The organism is Actinomadura monticuli (assembly GCF_041463655.1).
Lineage (GTDB): Bacteria > Actinomycetota > Actinomycetes > Streptosporangiales > Streptosporangiaceae > Spirillospora > Spirillospora monticuli.
On the sequence record NZ_JAXCEI010000019.1, the window covers coordinates 56,583 to 75,247 of the forward strand.

Sequence of the window (18,665 nt, forward strand, 5' to 3'; positions counted from 1 at the left end):
TGCCATATATAGGCAGTTGACGAGCGCACCGACAAGGAAACCGATGAGCGCTTTCGTGCCCTGTCCACCCGACACGAGCCTGCCGACCAGCAGAGCAGGGCGGTCGCGAAGTTGAGTGTTGTGGCGCCGAACTCCATGCCACCATCGCCCGACGCGAGTGAGGTCCCCCCGTAGCACGGACAGCTGGGCTCACGGTCGAGGGTGAGGGTGGCTAGTCCGTCGGTCGGCAGTAGGTGGTCGTTCGGCCTCTTCCGCCGTGTTGTTCGATGAGTCCCCCGCGGCGCAATTCGCGGAGGGCCTTGCGGATGTTGGGGGCGGTCAGGTTCAGCTGACCCTGGAGTTCCGCCACGGTACGTGCTCCGGTCGCCAGCGCGTCGTAGACGCGCAGTTCTGTCTGGTTGAGGTCAACGCCGGGCCGAGTGGTGGAGGCGGCCCTTCGGAGGAGGACCGTGAAGCGGATGCCGGCGTCGATGTAGTGGGCGGGTGGGAGTCCTGCTTCGGCAAGGGTTCTGGTCACGATGGGGAGGCCGGAGGCGAGGGCTTCGATGACGCGGGCGCCGCCGTCGGGGGTGCGGACATGCTGGCAGATGGCGACGAGCCGGGCGTTGCGGGCCGAGGTCACGGCCTCGCGGCCGAGTCTCTCGACGGTGATGCCGTAAAGACCACCGGGATTGGAGACGATGAGGCGGTCACGGCGCAGGCGTACCTCGACGGCCATGCCAGCCGACCAGTGGTCGAGGTCGCGGTGCACGAGGGCGTTGGCGATGATCTCGCGGAAGGCGATGAGGGGGAAGGCCGGTTCGTCGTGGACGGTGCCGTCGGATGCCGAGACGATCGCGGTGTCGAAGGTCCGTCGCGCCCAGGCGAGTGCCTCGTCGAGCATGAGGGGGATCGGGCCGGTGATGGTGGCCTGGTTGCGGGCGCGTGATCCCGCCGGGTCGTTCGGCAGTGGTTCGGCCGATGCCTGGATGAGGAACCGCGGGAACCATTCCTGCGGGTGGACGCCCAGGGACAGCAGGCCGGCGACCGTGGGCGTTCCGTCGGAGGTCGTCACCCCCGCGCGGCGGAGGAGTTCCGCGCTGTCGCGGAAACGGCCCAGCCCGTGGGGGTCCCGTTCGCGCACCGACCGCAGGAAGCCTTCAACGAGATGACTGTCGAGGTCATCGCGGGTGGCGCCGTCGACCGGGGCCCGGTCGAACAGGGGCGGCTGCCGTGCGGCGAGGAATGCCTGCTCCTCAAGGGCCGACAGTTCGAAGTCCCCGTCGTACCCGCGCAGGTAGGCCGTGCCGGATCCGGTCACGCGGCACGGTTTCGCCGACGGATCGCACTCGTGAACGTGCGCGACGACGACCGGCATTCCCTCGACAACCCCGTCTTCCACGGTGATCCGGACGGGTGGGGTGAACGAGCGTGCCTTTCCGGCGATGCCTTGCTTGAGTTTCTGCGGGTCGGTGAGCGGTACGGGTCGGAAGCCTGTCGCCTCGTCGAGCCCCAAGATGATCGTGCCGCCGCCCGGAAGGTTCGCCAGGGCGCTGAGTGTGGAGGTCAGCGACTGCGGTAGCCCGCCGGCGGCCGACTTGACCTCCACGTCCGACGAGTCGCCGCCCGCTGTGCGCAGACGTTCCACCAGGTCGTCCAGATTCATGCTCACGCACCAAATGTAACGGAGGTGCGGTTACATTTGCCGTCGATTCAGTTGCATTTGGGGTGGTCGTCCGCTCAGTTGCGCGCCGGCGACGTTGGTGAGCTTCACTGGGTGCTGATCCTTTTCGCGAACGCGAGGAAGCCCTCATGGCCGGGCAACTCCTTCAGACAGTCGCGCATCAGGGCACGAGCTCTGTCTGGAGCGCCGGTCTGGATCGTGCGGCGGGCTTGGATGTAGGTGAGTTCGGGACCGGCGAGTTGGGATGGGTGACGAGCCGGTCGAGCAGATGGTCGGCGTCGGTGCCTTCCAGGCGTTCGAGCTGAAGCAGATGCCACTCCGAGAGATCACCGGTGCGCTCCCTACGAGAGTAATCGGCGTCGACGCCGTAGATCCCGGGGGCGGCGGTTCGGGCCTGGTCGAGTGCTGTCAGGTAGTGGCCGGCGAAGTCGGCCCAGGCGTCGCTGCCCCGCAGCAGCCCGGCAAGAACGGTGGCGAGGGTGGTCTCCTTCTCGCTGAGGCGGCCCCATCCGGAACGGGTTCATCCGTGCTCCCTGCTCCCAGCGGATGAGCTGCGGCGCGGCCAGCCGCGCGAAACCGGTGAACCCGTGGTGGCCGCGCAGACCTTGCCACAGTGTGGCGACGGCATCGGAGACGACGAAGCCGGCAGCCTCCACGGGATCCTCAGAATGGAACAGATCGTAGCTCTTGACCTCGCAAGCCAGGTCGATGAGCTGCTCAAGTGCGGCGGCGCCGGCCGGGACGTCGAGAGCGAGCGCGGAGCGTGCGTCCTTGGCCAGACGCTAGAAGGTGAAGCGCCACCGACTGCGTTCTTTGGGCGATACGCGCCGATCCCCGGCCATGTAGGCGCCCGCGCGGGCGAGTGACACGAAGTCGGTGACGTCGCGCAAGGCCTCTTGGGGGTCGATCCGCTCCTTGTCGGCAACGGCCGGCTTGGTGTTGGCGGGCTGGAGTTCGGTCTCGATGCGTTCCCGGAGCTGCTTGGTGCCCCGCCAGCACAACGTCCACAGCAGCTTCCTCAACGCGTCATCGTCGAGACCGGCCAGTTCCCTTTAGAACGCGTCCTTGTTCATTCGCTTCGTCGCCACGACCGTCGATCGTAAACGCCCTGGGACGACGCCGATGTTTCGGCGTCATAGCCGAAGACTCATGACGTCAGATCGGCGTATCACCTCGTCCCCCGGGAGGCCTCCACGATGGCGATCCGAGAACAGCCGTCCCATGACCCGTTCGGCGAGTGGGCGAAGCGCAAGGGGCGGGCTGGCCGCCGGAAGGTCACCAGCGGTGCCCGACCGGCCGGGAACGGCCTGCGCTTCGCCTTCTATGGGCGGACCTCGACCACCGGTCACCAGGATCGGCGGACATCATACGGGTGGCAGCGCGAAGCCGCCGACTCTCTTATCACCGGTGAAGGCGCGATCGTGGCCGACTACTTCGACGCCGGATGCTCACGCGAGGTGCCGTGGTCACGACGTCCACAGGCGGCGGCACTACTCGAAGCCCTGACGGCCCGCACCTTCGATGCCATCGTGGTCGGAGAGTACGAACGCGCGTTCTCCGGAAACCAGTTCGCCGCGCTCGCTCCCCTCCTGGACGCCCATGGCATCCGGCTGTGGCTACCGGAGGCGTTCGGTCCCATCGACATGAACGAGCCGGCGCACCGTGCGCTCATGATGATGCTGGGCGCGCAATCGCGGCGCGAGGTGCTGCGTGCACGGCACCGTGTCCTGGCCGCGATGCGCATCCAAGCCTGCGAGCAGGGCCGCTACCTCGGCGGCCGGCCCCCTTACGGGTACCGGCTCGTGGACGCCGGTCCGCACCCGAACCAGGCCCACGCCCAATGGGGACGTCGCCTGCGGCGCCTCGATCCCGACCCGCTGACCGCTCCGCACGTGAGATGGATCTTCGCGCGCCGCCTCTCCGGCGTGAGCGTGGCCAGAATCGCCCGCGAACTCAACGAACGCGGCGTCCCCTGCCCTTCCCGTGTCGATCAAAAGCGAAATCCCCACCGGTCGGGGCAGGGCTGGACGCTGAACACGGTCGCCACGATCCTGGAGAACCCCCGCTACACCGGCCGTCAAGTCTGGGACCGGCAGGCCGGGTTCGACGACACGACCGCGGGATGGGCGATTTCTAAGAAGCCCGCCCATCCGGCACTGGTCTCCGACGCCGACTTCGTCGCCGCGCAGACGATCCGCGCCGCCAGACCCACCCGCGATGGGAGCGTCCGCGTATACCTCCTGGCCGGCCTGCTCCTATGCGGCCTCTGCCAGCGGCGGATGGACTCCCATTGGGTCAACGGACGCAGCGGCTATCGCTGCCGCCACGGCTACAACAGCACCAAGCCGCGCTCTCCCGACGCGCCGAAGAACCTCTACCTCCGAGAAGACCAGCTGTTCGACGAGTTGCTGCGGCAGCTTTCACCACGACGAGGCGAAGCCCGCTCCCCGCATGAACTCGTCGCACACCTCAAGCGCAACGGTCTCGCCATAGTCTGCGACAGGTCATCTTGCACCGTGGTCGGCAACAACGAAGAAGAGCCCGCTATAGGAACAACCTCCCAGATCGAGCTCTTCGCGTCACCCATGGGGTAATCCTGTGTCCGAGGGCGACCACAACCAATTGCACATGGCGCCCGCCGTCCGGATCGGCGACATCCACCGCATCACGGTGGGGGACTAGCGACAACCATCCCCAATGCAGCCGTGTTACGGCCCGTGCGCCCCATGTGCGCACGGGCCAACGTTATCGGGATCCGTATTGTCTGAAGACAGGCAGAGTGCAAAGACTAGGCATAGTGGTATTCCACTGCTGATTCGAGCCCAGGAGCTTCTCAAGTTCCCGCCGCTGTCCTAGCGGCACGGATTAAAAGGCCCGATCACGTGATGCGTATGGGCGAAGACTTGGATGCTCCTCGCGGCCGCGAGCTGCGGTCGTGCAGCCCGGCCGGCCCGTGGGCGTCATAGCGCTGCACCCAGCGATGTGCGCACTGCCGCGACACTCCCAACTTCCGCGCGACGTGCGCGACCGGGCGTCCCTGCACACGGACACGCTCGACCAGCAGACGACGGCCGTGGACGGTCAACCGTGCATTAGCGTGGCCCGTGAAGACCTCCGAGACAGGTGAAGACGGCTATCTCCACCGCACTCGAAGGTCTTCGCTTTGATCAACCCCCAGCCCCGGCGTGTCACCAACCTCACGACCGAGTACAGCTAGGCGTCCAGCCGAGCGCGCTGCTGGTCCCGGTCGTCGGCGACTTCGGCCAGGCGCTGCCGCCGGTAGGTCATCACCAGCGCGAACAACGCGCCGACGCCGGCGACGGTCCCGAGAACGAGCTTGAGAACGTCCAGCAGCTGGGAGAGCGGCAGAGCCTCGATGTGCTGCAGGTGCGGCAAGCCCAGCACCGCCAGCACTGCCGTCATCAAGCCCGTCACCGCGGTGATGCTCGCGGTCGTCAACGCCCGCCGGATCGGCCACAGCCCGGCTGCCTCTTCCCTCGCTGGTTGCGGTCTTCCTTGTTCGCCCGGTCGCTCAGGACCTTCTGTCGCGCCGCCCGGCGCCACCTCACCCATGCCGATCAGACGCCCCGCTCACGCCGCGTGGTTCACGCAACGGCGCGCCCGCAACCAGCCGCAACAGATCGTTCCGAGACACGGAAAGTGATCCGCCTCCTGCAGGCAGCGGCCTCGCCGTTCGCTCATACAGCGCGTCGAGCATGTGGGTGATCCTGCTGGCGCCAGGTGTGCGGGGTGAGGGCCGCGCCGTCCAGCACGCCGGCGGCGTGACCGAGGCTAACGCGTCGTTTGCCTCCTCGTGCCGGTCAGCCCCTTGGCCGCGCCTGGTGGGCCAGGGGACGGTTCGGCGGGCGGTTTTGACCACGGTGGCGGCCAGCGCGAGGAATTCCGCGACCGGTAGCAGCAGTGGTCGCCTTTGGGTAGCGGCGGCTTCGATCCTGCGGTGTCGGTGGCCGTCTGGTCCTGCGCGTCTTTCTTGAGCAGGGAGGTTATGACCGTCAAGACCGCCAGACGATGGCTGCGGCTCTTATCCAGCGCGGCCCCTTGGACGGTCTGGGGATCTCGCAGCGCCCGCCAGGTGGCAAAAGGGACGAGCAGCGAGGCGACGATGCGAGGAAAGCGGACGAGCAGCACAACCACAACAACAACCCACGGCGAGTCAGCCAGGGACTTAAGGGCGACGAATAGCTGCGAGACGGACACGGCACAGACCTCCGAGACCGACTGCGGGACCCGAGAAAGGCAGTGGTCTGACGGTGGCGTATGCCGGTTTTTAGTTAGGTCTCGCATCCGATCAGGGCAGCTCCACCGTCTGCGGTAGGTTCTCCCGCCTTCACAGCGGATGGACCATTATCCCGCCGGGTGCTCGGGTAGCGAGCGCCTGTCTTCACATGCGATTGCGTTCAGTCATCGACTATCGCGCTTCCTCAGTCTAACTGATCCAAACGTACCTCCACGTGCGCGCGGGGAACACCTGATCACCCGGGCGGGTCGGGCAGCGCTGAGGCGGGCCAGTGCCGCAGGTAGGGGACGGCGACCGGCGGCGGGTCGGCTGGGGTCAGCGTGCCCATGACTTTCTCGGCTGCCGCCAGTGCCTGCGACAGGGTGCCCTCCCCCAGTTGCCGGGCCGGGCACACTCGGCACTCTCCGCAGGCGGAGTGGCCGCCGCCGTTGCGGTGTTCGGTGCGGGCGCGGACGTGTCCGAAGGCGTCGGCAGGGGTGTCGGCGCACACGGTGTGCCAGACGCCGGCGCACTCCTCCCCCTCCCCCTCCCCCTCCCCCTCCCCCTCCGCCTCCGCCGCTGCGGCTGTGGCCGGGGTCTTGGGAAGCCTCGCGGCCAGGCCGGCGGCGACCTGCGGACGCATCGGAGCCCGGACGATGTCGTACTGGACAACGACCAGGAACACCCGGTCCATCACCTCTACCGCGTCGTCGACCACTTCACCGGTGGTGGCGTGGGGCGCCGCGAAGCCTTGCAGCCACGCCGCGGCGCTGCTGCGCGACCCGGGACCCCACAGGTAATCGGCCGGGTAGGTGGTGGTCTCCCAGCGGGCCCGGAAATCGCTCCACCATCGATCGTCGGGGCCACCGGTGACCGGGTCGCTCCACACGCTGCGGACCATCACGTGCTCGTGGCCGTCGTCGGCCGAGTCTGCCAGCAGGTTGCCGGCCGGCTCCTGCCGCACCGTGCCAGTGTCGTTCCAGCTGATCGCGACGATGGTCCGCTGCAGCGGCGCCGGGAACATCTGCCCGCCGGGTGTCGGGCTGCCCCACAGCTGGTTGACGAACTCGGTCACCAGACGCAGCGTCTGAGCGGCATCGACCGGGGTGAACAGTGCACTGGAGCTGGGGTGGCAGACTTCGTTGCGGAGCTTGACCAGCGACTGCTCACGGGAACGGCTGCGTTGCCCGCGCAGCAGCCCCGCCGCCCGCGCCCACCCGCGCAGATCCGCCAGTCCCCCGCCGAACGGCACCATGGTTGCCTCATCGACGTGGAGCAGAACACGCGGCGTCCGCACGCGACCGCGGCCCTGGCGTCGAGTGGTCGCCGAACGGGCGGCGGCGCGCAGCCGCGCGGTCGTCTGCTGTACCTGCTCGTAGGAGGCCACCTGGTAGCGGCGCGCGGTCCCCGGTTGCGTCTGCAGGGTGACGGAGCCACCGCTCCACTGCATGAACCGTTCCCGCAGGGCCAACTCCAGCACAACCGGGGCCCGTTCCTCCACCAGGGTGTACTGCTCATACGACAATGCCCCCAGCAGGAATGCCCCGCACAGGCGCTCATGCGCTCGGCGGGTGGCGTCTCCTACCGGGGCCTTCAGGCTGCAGCCCTGGGCGAGTACCGCCTGCGCGAATTGAACGGTGTCGTCATCCGAAAGCGCCGCACCCAAGCCGAACGGCCCGAACAGGCGAGACCGCTCGTCCACGTCCCGCAATTGCTCCAGCGAACGAAACTCCTGCACTACCGCCCCCGGTCGGTCGGAGAAATGCCGAACCGTTCAGGATGCCACACTCAGCCAGCCGCCCGCAGGAAGCTTTTACCGCGCTGCGTCCGCCGCGCAGTACATGGACAACGTCCTGGAGTCGATGAGGAAGTGAGGAAGACGCCGACGCCTGCCGAGTGCACCGGCTCCTCGTCACCACAATGGCTCCTGCCGGGTGCAGGGAGCAGGCCACGACCGACCGGTTGGAGGTGGCAGCGTGCAGGAGCGGGATCAGGCGCAGTCGCGCCCCGATCCCTTCCGGGTGCACACTGTGGCCGAGCGGGCAGGCTGGAGCACGGATGCGTCCGACCGGGCCATGTCGGGCGAGGTCGCCAGAAGGCGTCTACGGCCCATGGCCCCCCGATCCAGCCTCGTCACCAAAGCCCAGGTCCCTTCCGTTGCCGCAGCAGACACTCGCTTTGAAAGATCGCCGAGGCCGATCGACGACGGGATTCATGGCCGAACGCCTGCCCGACTGTCGTAGTCGAGCAGTAACATGACCAGATGTCGAGCATCGCCCGGACGGAATGAGGCATGGATGTTCATCGCTACCGTCTACATCCGCTTCTTCCGTTCGTTCAACTTCGACTACCTCCGCAAGGCGCATGAAGGATTCGTCCCCGATCCCTGGGATGTGCTGGAGCCCGACGGCTTGCAGTATCCCTTCGTCAAGGTGCCACTCGAAGACGGCGTGACCACCGTGGTCGGGGCCAACGAGTCCGGCAAGAGTCAACTGCTCTCGGCCATCAAGCACGCGCTCACCGGTCAAGCTATCGAGCGCGGCGACTTCTGTCGGTATTCGCAGTTCTTCGCTGTGGACAGGTCGATGGCGTTCCCCGACTTCGGGCTGGAGTTCAAGGAACTGGAGGTGAGCGACCGGGAAGCCTTGGCGAAAGCCTGCAAAGCTGCGCTCGACGATGAAGTCGACAGCTTCTCGCTGTTCCGCATCGGGGCCAGGGCCCCCATCGTCTACGTCCGGCAGGGCGACGAGTGGGTCAAGTATGTCATCAAGGAGAAGAAGTTCCTCGATGGCATCTTGCCCCAGTGGTTCGAGATCGACGCAACGGTTGCGCTTCCGGAGAGCGTGCCGGTCAAGTATCTGGCCGAGGGAAAGAGGTCACTGCGAACCGGTCCCCGCAAGGAGCGCCAGTCCTTCCTCAACACCATCTTTGATAACGCCCCGTCCTGGTTTGGCTCTCAGGAGCAGATCACCGCGGCGGCGCCCAGGCTCATGACCGCGTTTACGGCGGCGAGCCAGCCGACCGAGGAGCATGACAAGCAGCTCGCGCTCGCCGACGACCTGTTGCTGAAGGTGGCGAAGATCGACAGGACAGCCTTCCAGGAGCTTCTGAAGGCTGTGGACGCCAGTAAGGACGGCTTCGCCAACGGGATTGTTGAGCGGATGAACCGCGCATTGGCGGAATCGCTCAACTTCCCCAAGTGGTGGTCTCAGGACCATCAGTTCCAACTCCTGCTGACCCTGCGTGACCAGGATCTGGTCTTCACCATCAGGGACCGGACCGGCACGGAGTACTCCGCTGACGAGCGCAGTGGTGGCCTGAAGTACTTCCTCAGCTACTTCGTGCAGTACCTCGCTCATGACGCACCAAAGTCCGGCGCTCGTGAGGTGCTCTTGATGGATGAACCAGACGCCTATCTGTCCGCCTCCGGCCAGCAGGATCTGTTGCGCATCTTCGAGGACTTCGCCGACCCGCAGGACCCTGACCGTGCAGCCTGTCAGGTTGTCTACGTGACGCACTCCCCGTTCCTCATCGACAAGAACCACGGTGAACGCATCCGGGTCCTGGAGAAGGGCGAGGGCGACGAAGGCACCCGCGTGGTGCGCAACGCCGCGCGCAACCATTACGAACCGCTGCGATCGGCGTTCGGCAGCTTTGTCGGCGAGACGACTTTCATCAGCAACTGCAACCTGATGCTGGAGGGCATGTCCGACCAGATCCTGCTCGCGGGCATGTCCGCGCGTCTACGGCGGCTGAGAATAGCGTCGCTGGAAAGTCTGGACCTCAACACTTTGACGCTGGTGCCAGCGGGCTCGGCGCCGCACATCCCGTACCTGGTCTACCTCGCCCGGGGTAGGGACGTCGACCGACCCGCCGTCATCGTCCTACTCGACAGCGACGACTCGGGTAACCAGGCACGCAAGGCACTCAAACGCGGACCGAATGGCAAGCCGCTGATCGATTCGAAGTTCGTCCTTCAGTTGGGAGATCTTCCAACGGAAGACATCGTGAGCACGCTCCCTAGCGGCAACGTTGTTGCCATCGAGGATCTGGTACCGCTTGATATCGGTGTCGCGGCGGTTAAGCGGTACGCAGCCGACTTCTTGGAACCAGACGAAGCGGCCAAAATACAGACACTCAAGGCTAAGGATGTGTCCTTCACGGACTGCGCCGGCACTCATGACGCCCTTGAAGCCGCCGCCGCGAGCAAGATAGCCGGGTTCCATCTGGACAAGGTGGGCTTCGCCAGAAGTGTGATGGACATCGTCCGTAACGATGAAGACCGCGGCGAGGTGACAGCGACCATGGATGGCAACTTCCGGATGCTCTTCCGCGAGCTGGGCCGCAGGCAACGCCAAGCCATGCGGGAGATCACCAGTGAGAAGACCAGCGCCAAGATCAAGCGGCTGAAGCGGTCATTCATTTTGGACTACGCGGCTGGCGCGACCCGGCAAGAGGCCACACTACTGCTCGAAGAGATCGAGGCGGGTCTCGACAACTCCATCGATGCCGAGGACCTAAAGAGTCAGATCCGGACCGTGAGACGCACGTTCGAGCTAGACGAGGAGCCAACCGAACCGATCAAAGACTTCCGCGCCTTCCGCGACGCATTGGAGACCCTCGTCTACCGCGAGGTCAACAAGGCTCAGGAAGAGTAAATTGGTCGTGGCCGCTCGGACACAGGATTACCCCATGGGAACGCGAAGAGCTCGGCTTGGGGGAAACGTTGCCCATGGCGGCCGTCGCACCGATCGGCGAAGTCCGCAACATCACGGTGGGGGACTAGTCATCCGTACCGCATCCGTCGTGGCAGTCCGGGTCCGCAAGCAACCCGCATGCGGGCCTGATGCTATCGGGGGTGCCGCCCCTGACTGCAAACAAGATGTCTACCGCATCACGGTGGGAACAAATAAAACCTCATGCATCGGTATCGGCCTGTGGAGTCGCAGCTTTTGTGTTCGCGGCTTTAAATCGAGCGCCAATTCCTTCAGGAAAAATCAGGTCTTTGACTTGGTCGTACCCTCCCATGATGCGCTTCTTGGGCTCTGGTAGTTCTAGCCCGTCGAAAAGTGGATCGTTTGGGTGATGAAAGATTGCCGTGCGAGCGTTCCACGCCAGTGCTTGATTGTACTGCTTATAGAGCAGGGTTGTCCCTGCTGCTCTCGCGTCGGGAGCTCCGACCTCTCCCATGAGAAGCGCAACCCTTCGATCCAACGGGACAAGTATCGTTCCTGCTGTTGCTAGTCCAATACCGGCCCACTCGGGGTGATCCGGGGCAGGCGCTAGGTAGACGGGAGCATCACAAGTGATTAAAGCTTTACGCTCGAATCGGACGACTGTCCATCCCCGGGCGCAGAACATCGCCGTAGTATCCGGCCAAAGGGAAAGCATGATTTTCAAGTGATTATGTGGGTGGGACTCAACAGCGTAGGAATCGAAGTTGCTAAGCGTAGCCCAATTGGTGGCCACTTCTGAATCGGTCGGTTCTCGACCCAGGCGGTCGCGAAGTACATGCCGTACTTGAGGCTTCCCGCCTATGCCAATCTGCATTTTCAACATTATGTCGGCGATCTCACTACTTGATTGCCGTTGAGAAGTTGTGCGGAGTGCCTGACTTGCCGCCCAGGCGGCGACGCTTTCTCTGGTCTTACCTGTGATTGGCCAAATGTGTTCGTCAACTATGTTGCGGACACCCTTTGCAGCGTTGCCTTCAACTTCGCTTAATAGGTCTTCGAGGGCATCGCTTTGAGTCCCCTGTTCGTCCTCGAGGAGATAAAAATCCTTCTCTACCGTTGCGTCGTTCACAGAGATGGGGTGGCTTTTATCTCCTGGTAGAGCCACGCGAATTAGTCGCCCGTGTTCATTTGCAAATCGCTTCAAGTGGAAGCGTGGCACGGTGTGGTGACGCCGCTTTAATTTTTGGATCTTTTTCATAAATTTATGATAGTTGAAAACTCGCTCGTACGCTACTTGTTTTCCATGGTTGAGAGGTGGTGAGAGTTCTCTGTCTTCGTCAAGGTGCTTTGCTGCCGCTGGCGCGCTGCTCGATCACGCGAAGGTATGCCGGATCGGGACGAGGCAAGTAGTTGGCGGCGGAGGACCAACGCGACCACCAATCGCCCAATGAGCAAATGGCCGTGCTCAGCTGAGCAAACACGAAAGAAGTCTATCGACACCAAGAGGTCCATGCACTGCAACACGAAACATGAGTCGTGCCAGCTCGCGGTGCTGGGCGTGTACAACCTGTCTTGGACATGGTCCTCGTCCACGACTTTCTGGAGTTTACTCGTCGGCGATGTCGATGTGGCCAGGCGCGGCGGGACCGAGTTACACGAGCGCCTTGAGGGCGGTGGCGAGCTGTTGCTTGGGGAAGACGCACCCTTGGTTTGCTGTTGTACGGCGCGCTCATTGCGTGCTCTTCGACTGCCGCCCCCTGTGCCATCCGGGGCCGAGGGCGGGATGTCGACCGGTTCGTACCGGTGGCGGACCGGGGGACATCAACGCTCGTCTCGGTGCCAGTACTAAAGTCCGGGCAGGTCTGGCGGTTCGACGTGGAGTGAGGTGTTCTCGTGCGCGTTGCCGGCGCACGGCCGCAGGTTTGTGAGGCGCACGGGGGTTGCCGGTTCTCAACCCGGCGAAGGCCGCCGACCGCAAGCTCCTGAGGCGTCTCATCCCGCCCCGGCGTCCAATGTCACATGCGGACATCACCGATCGGCGACGTCTACCGCGTCCCGGTGGGCTAAACACCTCCCCTAGGACTTAGCGGCATCCCGGCCCGAGTGCCAACTGGCGCCAAGGTGCGAGATAGATCTACCCAGCGTCGGTTCGAGTAGGTAGGAGGTGCACTTGCGCGGAGGCAGAAGCGGCGCCCGCGCGACGACCGGCTGGCTGTTGATTGCCCGCACGTTCACCGTCGATGATGCCCACCGCTAGCTAGCTAGCAACGATGCGGTCGGGCTTTACAACCAGGGGCTTCCGCTCAAGTAGTTGCCGCTGCCTTGATAGCACCCCTGGGACCTGTCGGGACATCGCGGAGATCACTTGCGGCCATCGCGACGTGCTGTGGCGTGCCGCGACAGGTCTGGCCTGGTGGTGACTCGCCCAAGCAACGAGGCTGGGAAGACAGGGCTGCGGCAGGGGAACTGGAACAGCCCTGTGTCACGGGACTCAGGTCTCCCCAGCCTCGGAGATGACTTCTAGAGAGCATGCGGGAGCACGGTGATGAGCTCCTGACTGGGGACGCGACATTGCTACTGCTGTTGCGAATCTTCTTGCAATCGTGTCTTGGTTCTGGTGTGATTACGTGTATGTACGTCGTGCTGGATCCGGCTGACTGGGTTCAGCTTCCACCTGTGATTCTGTCGGACCTATCAATACTTCGCCTGAATGGCTGGAAGGTTCAGGTCGAGAGACATTCGAAGGAACCGCGGATAAGAGTTGCCGCGCATCGAGGACTAGAAGTCAAGCTACTCTTGCGTTATCGCCATCGTCATTTACGCGTATCTGTCTCTAAGAAACACACGGGCTGGGAGCGGCGCCGTTCAACGCTCACATGTTACATCGACGGAAAAATTGTTAAACGATTGGTCTCTGGTAATCACGCAGCATCCGCGCTTGCCTCAAGGGGTGATGAGTACCTAATCGCGGCGGCTTCGGAGGGGGGCGGTAGGATGCAACCATGACGTTACTGCTATAATCAAGTAAGTGTATAAATGTTCTGGTTGCGTATATATAGTTGAGAATGTCATGAACAAGCGTCATTAGTGCCGAACCAAGCTCTCCTTTTGTTTCTGCTGAAAATGTCGGCGGCTTGTGGCAGACTCAGGCCATGATTGCGCGCTGTCACCTGTTGGAGAAGCCGAGATGACGGTTCCGTTGAGTGCCCGTGCCCTTGGCTCCAGGGGTTCTCGTAGCAATGTCGCAGGACCAGATCCTGCAGGTCCCCTGCCTGAGAAGGCTGCTGCTGTACTAGCGGGCGTCCCTGCCTGGTGGGAATCCCGGGCACGCGAGGCCGGCTTGGCGGGCCGCTGGCTAGACGTGGATGTAGCCGTCGAAAACTCCCTCTCCGAGGCAACACTCCTGGTTGCATCCGACCCGTCTATCAACAAACAAACATCCGGCGAACAACTAGGTGCGGCATACGTTGCGGCCCTATCGCCGGGTGTTCGTGCTAGACATGGCCGACACTACACGCCTAGTCACTTTGCGGAGCATCTCTGGAGCATGACCCGACGATCCATGCAACTTCCGGCTAAGGCAACCCATCTTCCCGGACTTATTCGTGACCGCGCGTGTGGTGCAGGAGCCTTGCTGTTGCCTCCTCTGAGAGAATACGTCAGAGCTTCTGCTCGGACGGATGCCGAGGTTGCATTGGCCGCGCTACCAAACCTCATCGAAGGTGTGGATTCGGATCCCAATGCCGTGTGGCTAGCGAATATCGTGATGGCAGCCGAGGCATTGCCACTCTTGGCAGCCGTACCGGCTTCGAGACGCAGGCCGTTTCCATCTTTGGCTCGATGTGGTGACGGATTGGAAAGGTCTGGCCGACTAGCTCGCGTTGAGCTTCAGAATCCTCCGTACGGGCGGGTCCGGCTGGCCTCTGAAGAGCGTCAGCGCTGGTCGCATATTCTCTACGGGCATGCGAACCTGTATAGCCTTTTTATAGCTTCCGCGCTTGACGACTTGGACAGCGAGGGTGTCCTATCGGCACTTGTTCCGACAAGCTTCACGAGTGGGCTCTATTTCTCCAAGTTGCGTGAGACGTTGTCGAGAGAAGCCCCTCTTCGTGAGGCAACTTTTGTGGTCGATCGAGATGGTTCGTTCGCAGACGTTATCCAGGAAACCTGCCTTGCTGTGTTTAGTCGACGTAGACCGCGACGGACGGCTATTGCGAGTATCAATGGAAATATTGAAGAAGTTGCAAAGGTAAAGTCACCCCGTGGTGCTGGTCCGTGGCTTCTTCCTCGGCGTGCTGACGATGCGCCTACTGGAGCCGCAGCAGCTCGCCTTCCTTTGCGGCTAGCCGACATTGGCTATCGCTGCTCAACCGGCCCGCTTGTGTGGAACAGGCGCAAAGATGACCTCACATTTCGCGCATTGAGGGGAGCAACGCGCATTATATGGGCAGCCGATATTGACGGAGGGAGATTGCATCGCGACAAAGCCCGCGATGAGCTGCGTTACATTCGACTACAAGGCACTGACGAGAAAGTGCTAGTCCTAAGAAGTCCCGCAGTCCTGGTGCAGCGAACAACAGCTCCAGAACAGCCGCGCCGAATAGTAGCGGTGCATCTTTCCGAGAGCCTTATCGACAAGTGGGGTGGGGGGGTAGTTGTCGAGAACCATGTCAACGTTCTGCGTCCGATCCATGACGCACCCCTGTTGACCCCTGAGACGCTCGCCGCTGTACTGTGGACTGAGACCCTGGACCGGGTCATGCGCTGCTTCTCTGGTTCCGTAGCAGTGAGCGCCTACGAGTTGGAGTCATTGCCCTTCCCAGATGCGAAAATCGTCCGTTCGTGGAATAGTCTCTCTGGAGAGGAGCTACAGCGCGCTGTCGCTGCTGCCTACACACCGAGGGACTGACCGTGCGACCACTGTTGCCACGACAGGAATGTAAGGACCGGCTCGCGCTGATCTTTCCCCGGGCAGCCTTCGATCCGGTCCTGTCCAATCCACTCGCCGCCGCTGCTCTGGCAGCGATGCTCTACATCGATGCGGTTGTACCGGACATTGACGATCTGCCAGCAACAGCTACGTGGGCACGACCGAGTCTCTGCCTATGGATGAGTGATGACGTCTACGCGCGCGAGGACCCTGCCGACCGAGTGGCTTGGCGCAAGGCCGCACTGGGACCCGGAGGCCGGCGCGCGGTAGAAGCGCTCCAACAAGAATGGGGACTTCCTGAAGCCGCCTCTTGGTACCGAGACAACTCTCGAGAGACTCTTCGAGACGAGACCTTCCCAGCGTGGATGGACCACGGGGCGCTTCGTTTTCGTCCAGGAATCCCGACCACGAGTAGCCGGCCCCGTTGGGCTTTGACCGAGACGTTCGCCGATCTCTTCGCTCCTTCTCTGACGGCTGACGCACTGCTCCCTGCTGTCGAGGAGTGGCGCGATTCACACATGTCACCTGGCAACCGACTGCGTATCGCGACGTACCGTAATCGGGAACGAGCAGCGCATGCGGTTGACGTTCGACTCCCAGATGGGACGATGCGCTCACTCGAGCCAGGCGATGCTTCGATGATCCTTCGTGGGGTGATTGAGGAGTGGGCCCCTAAGCGCCTCTTGGATCCGGTGGTACTTTCGATTTCCGAGCCCGGCGACAAGGTGTACATCGCTGATGCAGCACGTCTTCGTGCGCTTAATATAGCGATCGACGCTAGAAATCTATTGCCAGATGCTGTAATCGTAGATATCGGCGCTGAACCGGCTACCTTTTGGGTTGTCGAAGCAGTTGCGTCGGACGGACCGGTTACGGAGGACCGGCGCCGTCAGTTGCTACGTTGGGCAACGGAGCAGCGGATTCCGGTTGAATCGTGCCGGTTCTTGTCCGCTTTTATTGATCGGAACGATAATGCGTCTCGACGGCGCTTAAAGGATCTTGCGGTCGGAACGTTTGCCTGGTATTCGGCTGAGCCCGACTGTGAACTTTCCTGGCGAGAGATAGGCACGTCAGAATAGCTTATTGAAGGACAAATGCACTCCGCCTGTGGAATTCCCGGTTCTGTGTGATCGAATACTAATACTCTAAGTTTGGTCGGCTCGTGCAATCGAGTCGAATGCTATCTATTGAGCACTTGATAGATTGTCTGTTTACTGTCGCGATCACACTCTCTAGATGGGGAGGTGGTCGCTTCATCTTGTAGTCTCCGGATTCGATGCTGAGGTACGCTCGACGCGGATTGCCGTAAATCGCCAAGGCGGCGTAGATGTCGTAACACGTGGACTTATGCACCGTGGTTGAGACCAGAGACATGGTCTTGAGGACATCCAGACGCATCATGCTATCACGGTGCGGGCGGTATACGCCGGTAACTATCATGATGGACGCGTAGGGTGAACTCTATCGGCGCGGTACATTCATGAGCGCTGGGAGTCTGTCACGGTTGCAGTGATTCCGTCCGATCCGCTGTTCGGCCAGTAAGTCCAGGACGGGGCTTCGAGTTGCGGCATACCCTCTGACTTTCTGCCGGATCGATGCGAGTCGTGGGACTGTGCATATCATGGGATTTATGGTGAATGGTCCGAATTTTATTGTGAAGAGATTTACCTTCCTGACGCTGTGACGTGTAGGCAAGGTGGCCAACCTGCACCTACTATCGCTCGACGTTGATGTCGCGGTAACGCGCGCAAACGATCAAGTGCATGAAGGTGGGACTTGTCTGGTACTGACAAGCGGGTGGCGCATCGGTTTTGGTGGCTCGGTGTCGCGGTCGCGATCTTGATCTGTTCGGGTTGCGGTGGGGGTCTGGAAGCTGTTGCCTTGCCTTCGTCGACGAATTCTATTACTCCGTTGCCCTCATCGACAGTGACGAATGAGGATGCTGTGGCGTCGGCTTACACAAAGTTCGTCGCTATGCTGGATCGTGCGGATTCTCTCCCCGTTGAGTCTCGTAAGCGTGACCTCGCTACGGTCATGGTCGATCCTCAGCTCTCGCGTGTGATGCGACGTATTGACGTGATGAAAAAGCAGCACATCACGACTTATGGCCGCGTGGTTGTTCACATAAGAAGTGTCCAGTTGACTTCGAGTGGCGCCACGGTTTTTGACTGCCAGAACTCCAGTGGCGCTGGAATTCGAAACTCGATTACGGGCAAGAAGATTAAACGTGGGGTTGGGAAGGGGCATGCCAAGGCGCTCTTGGTGAAGGGCTCTGATGGGAAGTGGCGGGTCAGGAAGTCCATCATGATCGGGGAAGGGTGCTGACGAGTGGAAGTCGTAGCGCCCATGCTCGGAGTTGGTCTTCTGATTTCGTCTTTCGTCGCAGCGCCGCCGCCGCAGGATCCAATTCCGCCAGACGCGAACTTTTACAGTTACAACTTCGGTGCCCAGGACGGCGGCCGGCCTGCGAGTGGACGGCGACCGCCTGCCGCTCAGTCGGGTGGGGGCTACGTGGAGGCTCCGCAGGAGCCGGTCCGGCGTGATTGCCAGGCGCTGAGTGAATACGTGCAGGTGGTCTGCCCGGAAGCGGGTGAGGGCGGCGGCGGGGTCTCTCCGGCCGAGTTGGCGTTGACCGAGTGGGCGCGTATGCCCATTCCGGCGCCGACTGTACGGACGGCGCCGCCGCGTCAGAGCGGCGGACTGGTGGGGCTGCCCGAGTGGTTCTGGGTGACCAATTGGCCTCCGCTGAGCGGTCGGGCGGCGGCTCGGAACGTGTGGGTTGAGGTGACTGCTCGTCCGCAGAGCATGACGATCGCCCCGGGGCCCGGCGAGACGGTCGTCCGATGCTCGGGACCAGGTACGGCCTATGACAAGACCCGGTCGGCCGCGTCGCAGCGCACCGATTGTTCCTACACCTTCGCGCGGTCGTCGTTGCGTGAGCCCGGTCAGGCGTATCGGGTGCGAGTGACCGTGCTGTGGGGCGGCACGTGGCGCGCTTCTGACGGATCCGGTGGTGCGCTTCCGCCGCTGAGCCGGTCCACGACCTTCCGGTTGCGGGTGGCCGAGGCACAGGCCCTTTACGGATGAGGATAGGTATGAAATCGAGTGGCCGAGTGTTGCCGGGGCCCATCGCTGCCAAAACCGTTGGCGGTGCGGGTG

12 protein-coding genes and 1 pseudogene are annotated in these 18,665 nt (G+C 62.8%); 6 read left to right on the plus strand and 7 right to left on the minus strand.

Translation table 11 applies throughout. The annotated features are described in order from the left end of the window. Positions 1 to 211: 211 nt before the first annotated feature. Complete coding sequence (locus tag SM611_RS31645) at positions 212 to 1,645, minus strand: ATP-binding protein (protein ID WP_371953987.1); 1,434 nt, start codon at positions 1,643 to 1,645, stop codon at positions 212 to 214. Positions 1,646 to 2,445: 800 nt separating this feature from the next. Continuing rightward, the gene (locus SM611_RS31650) at positions 2,446 to 2,685 is read right to left on the minus strand and encodes a hypothetical protein (protein WP_371953988.1); all 240 of its coding nucleotides are present in this window, start codon (positions 2,683 to 2,685) and stop codon (positions 2,446 to 2,448) included. 174 nt (positions 2,686 to 2,859) lie between these two features. On the opposite strand from SM611_RS31650, the gene SM611_RS31655 reads away from it, so the two are divergent. Further along, positions 2,860 to 4,257: a recombinase family protein gene (locus tag SM611_RS31655; protein ID WP_371953989.1), complete on the plus strand. Its 1,398-nt coding sequence runs from the start codon at positions 2,860 to 2,862 to the stop codon at positions 4,255 to 4,257. Between the two features lie 299 nt (positions 4,258 to 4,556). Here the strand turns inward: SM611_RS31655 and SM611_RS31660 are convergent. The 4 genes and pseudogenes from SM611_RS31660 to SM611_RS31675 form a co-directional block, all read right to left on the minus strand. After that, positions 4,557 to 4,763: pseudogene (locus SM611_RS31660) on the minus strand (helix-turn-helix domain-containing protein); the annotation flags it as partial. 113 nt (positions 4,764 to 4,876) lie between these two features. Beyond that, a complete protein-coding gene (locus tag SM611_RS31665; protein ID WP_371953990.1) occupies positions 4,877 to 5,122 on the minus strand; it encodes a hypothetical protein in 246 nt (81 codons plus the stop codon). Between the two features lie 333 nt (positions 5,123 to 5,455). Next, positions 5,456 to 5,881, minus strand: a complete 426-nt coding sequence (locus SM611_RS31670) for a hypothetical protein (protein ID WP_371953991.1) — start codon at positions 5,879 to 5,881, stop codon at positions 5,456 to 5,458. 275 nt (positions 5,882 to 6,156) lie between these two features. Next, positions 6,157 to 7,638 (minus strand): hypothetical protein, encoded by a 1,482-nt coding sequence (locus SM611_RS31675; protein WP_371953992.1) that lies wholly within the window; start codon positions 7,636 to 7,638, stop codon positions 6,157 to 6,159. A gap of 559 nt (positions 7,639 to 8,197) precedes the next feature. Between SM611_RS31675 and SM611_RS31680 the strand changes: the two genes are divergently transcribed. Continuing rightward, positions 8,198 to 10,558, plus strand: coding sequence for an AAA family ATPase (locus tag SM611_RS31680; protein WP_371953993.1), 2,361 nt, complete (start codon positions 8,198 to 8,200; stop codon positions 10,556 to 10,558). Between the two features lie 259 nt (positions 10,559 to 10,817). Here the strand turns inward: SM611_RS31680 and SM611_RS31685 are convergent, their stop codons facing one another. Next, positions 10,818 to 11,834 carry a DUF4238 domain-containing protein gene (locus SM611_RS31685; RefSeq protein ID WP_371953994.1) on the minus strand — a complete coding sequence of 339 codons (1,017 nt, stop codon included), beginning with the start codon at positions 11,832 to 11,834 and terminating at the stop codon, positions 10,818 to 10,820. A gap of 2,508 nt (positions 11,835 to 14,342) precedes the next feature. Between SM611_RS31685 and SM611_RS31690 the strand changes: the two genes are divergently transcribed. The 4 genes from SM611_RS31690 (at position 14,343) to SM611_RS31705 (ending at position 18,593) form a co-directional block, all read left to right on the plus strand. Further along, positions 14,343 to 15,485, plus strand: coding sequence for an Eco57I restriction-modification methylase domain-containing protein (locus SM611_RS31690; protein ID WP_371954050.1), 1,143 nt, complete (start codon positions 14,343 to 14,345; stop codon positions 15,483 to 15,485). A 200-nt stretch (positions 15,486 to 15,685) separates the two neighbouring features. Beyond that, the gene (locus SM611_RS31695; protein ID WP_371954051.1) at positions 15,686 to 16,585 is read left to right on the plus strand and encodes a BsuBI/PstI family type II restriction endonuclease; all 900 of its coding nucleotides are present in this window, start codon (positions 15,686 to 15,688) and stop codon (positions 16,583 to 16,585) included. A 697-nt stretch (positions 16,586 to 17,282) separates the two neighbouring features. Continuing rightward, positions 17,283 to 17,831, plus strand: coding sequence for a hypothetical protein (locus SM611_RS31700; protein WP_371953995.1), 549 nt, complete (start codon positions 17,283 to 17,285; stop codon positions 17,829 to 17,831). A gap of 186 nt (positions 17,832 to 18,017) precedes the next feature. Beyond that, the gene (locus tag SM611_RS31705) at positions 18,018 to 18,593 is read left to right on the plus strand and encodes a hypothetical protein (protein ID WP_371953996.1); all 576 of its coding nucleotides are present in this window, start codon (positions 18,018 to 18,020) and stop codon (positions 18,591 to 18,593) included. Positions 18,594 to 18,665 lie beyond the last annotated feature (72 nt).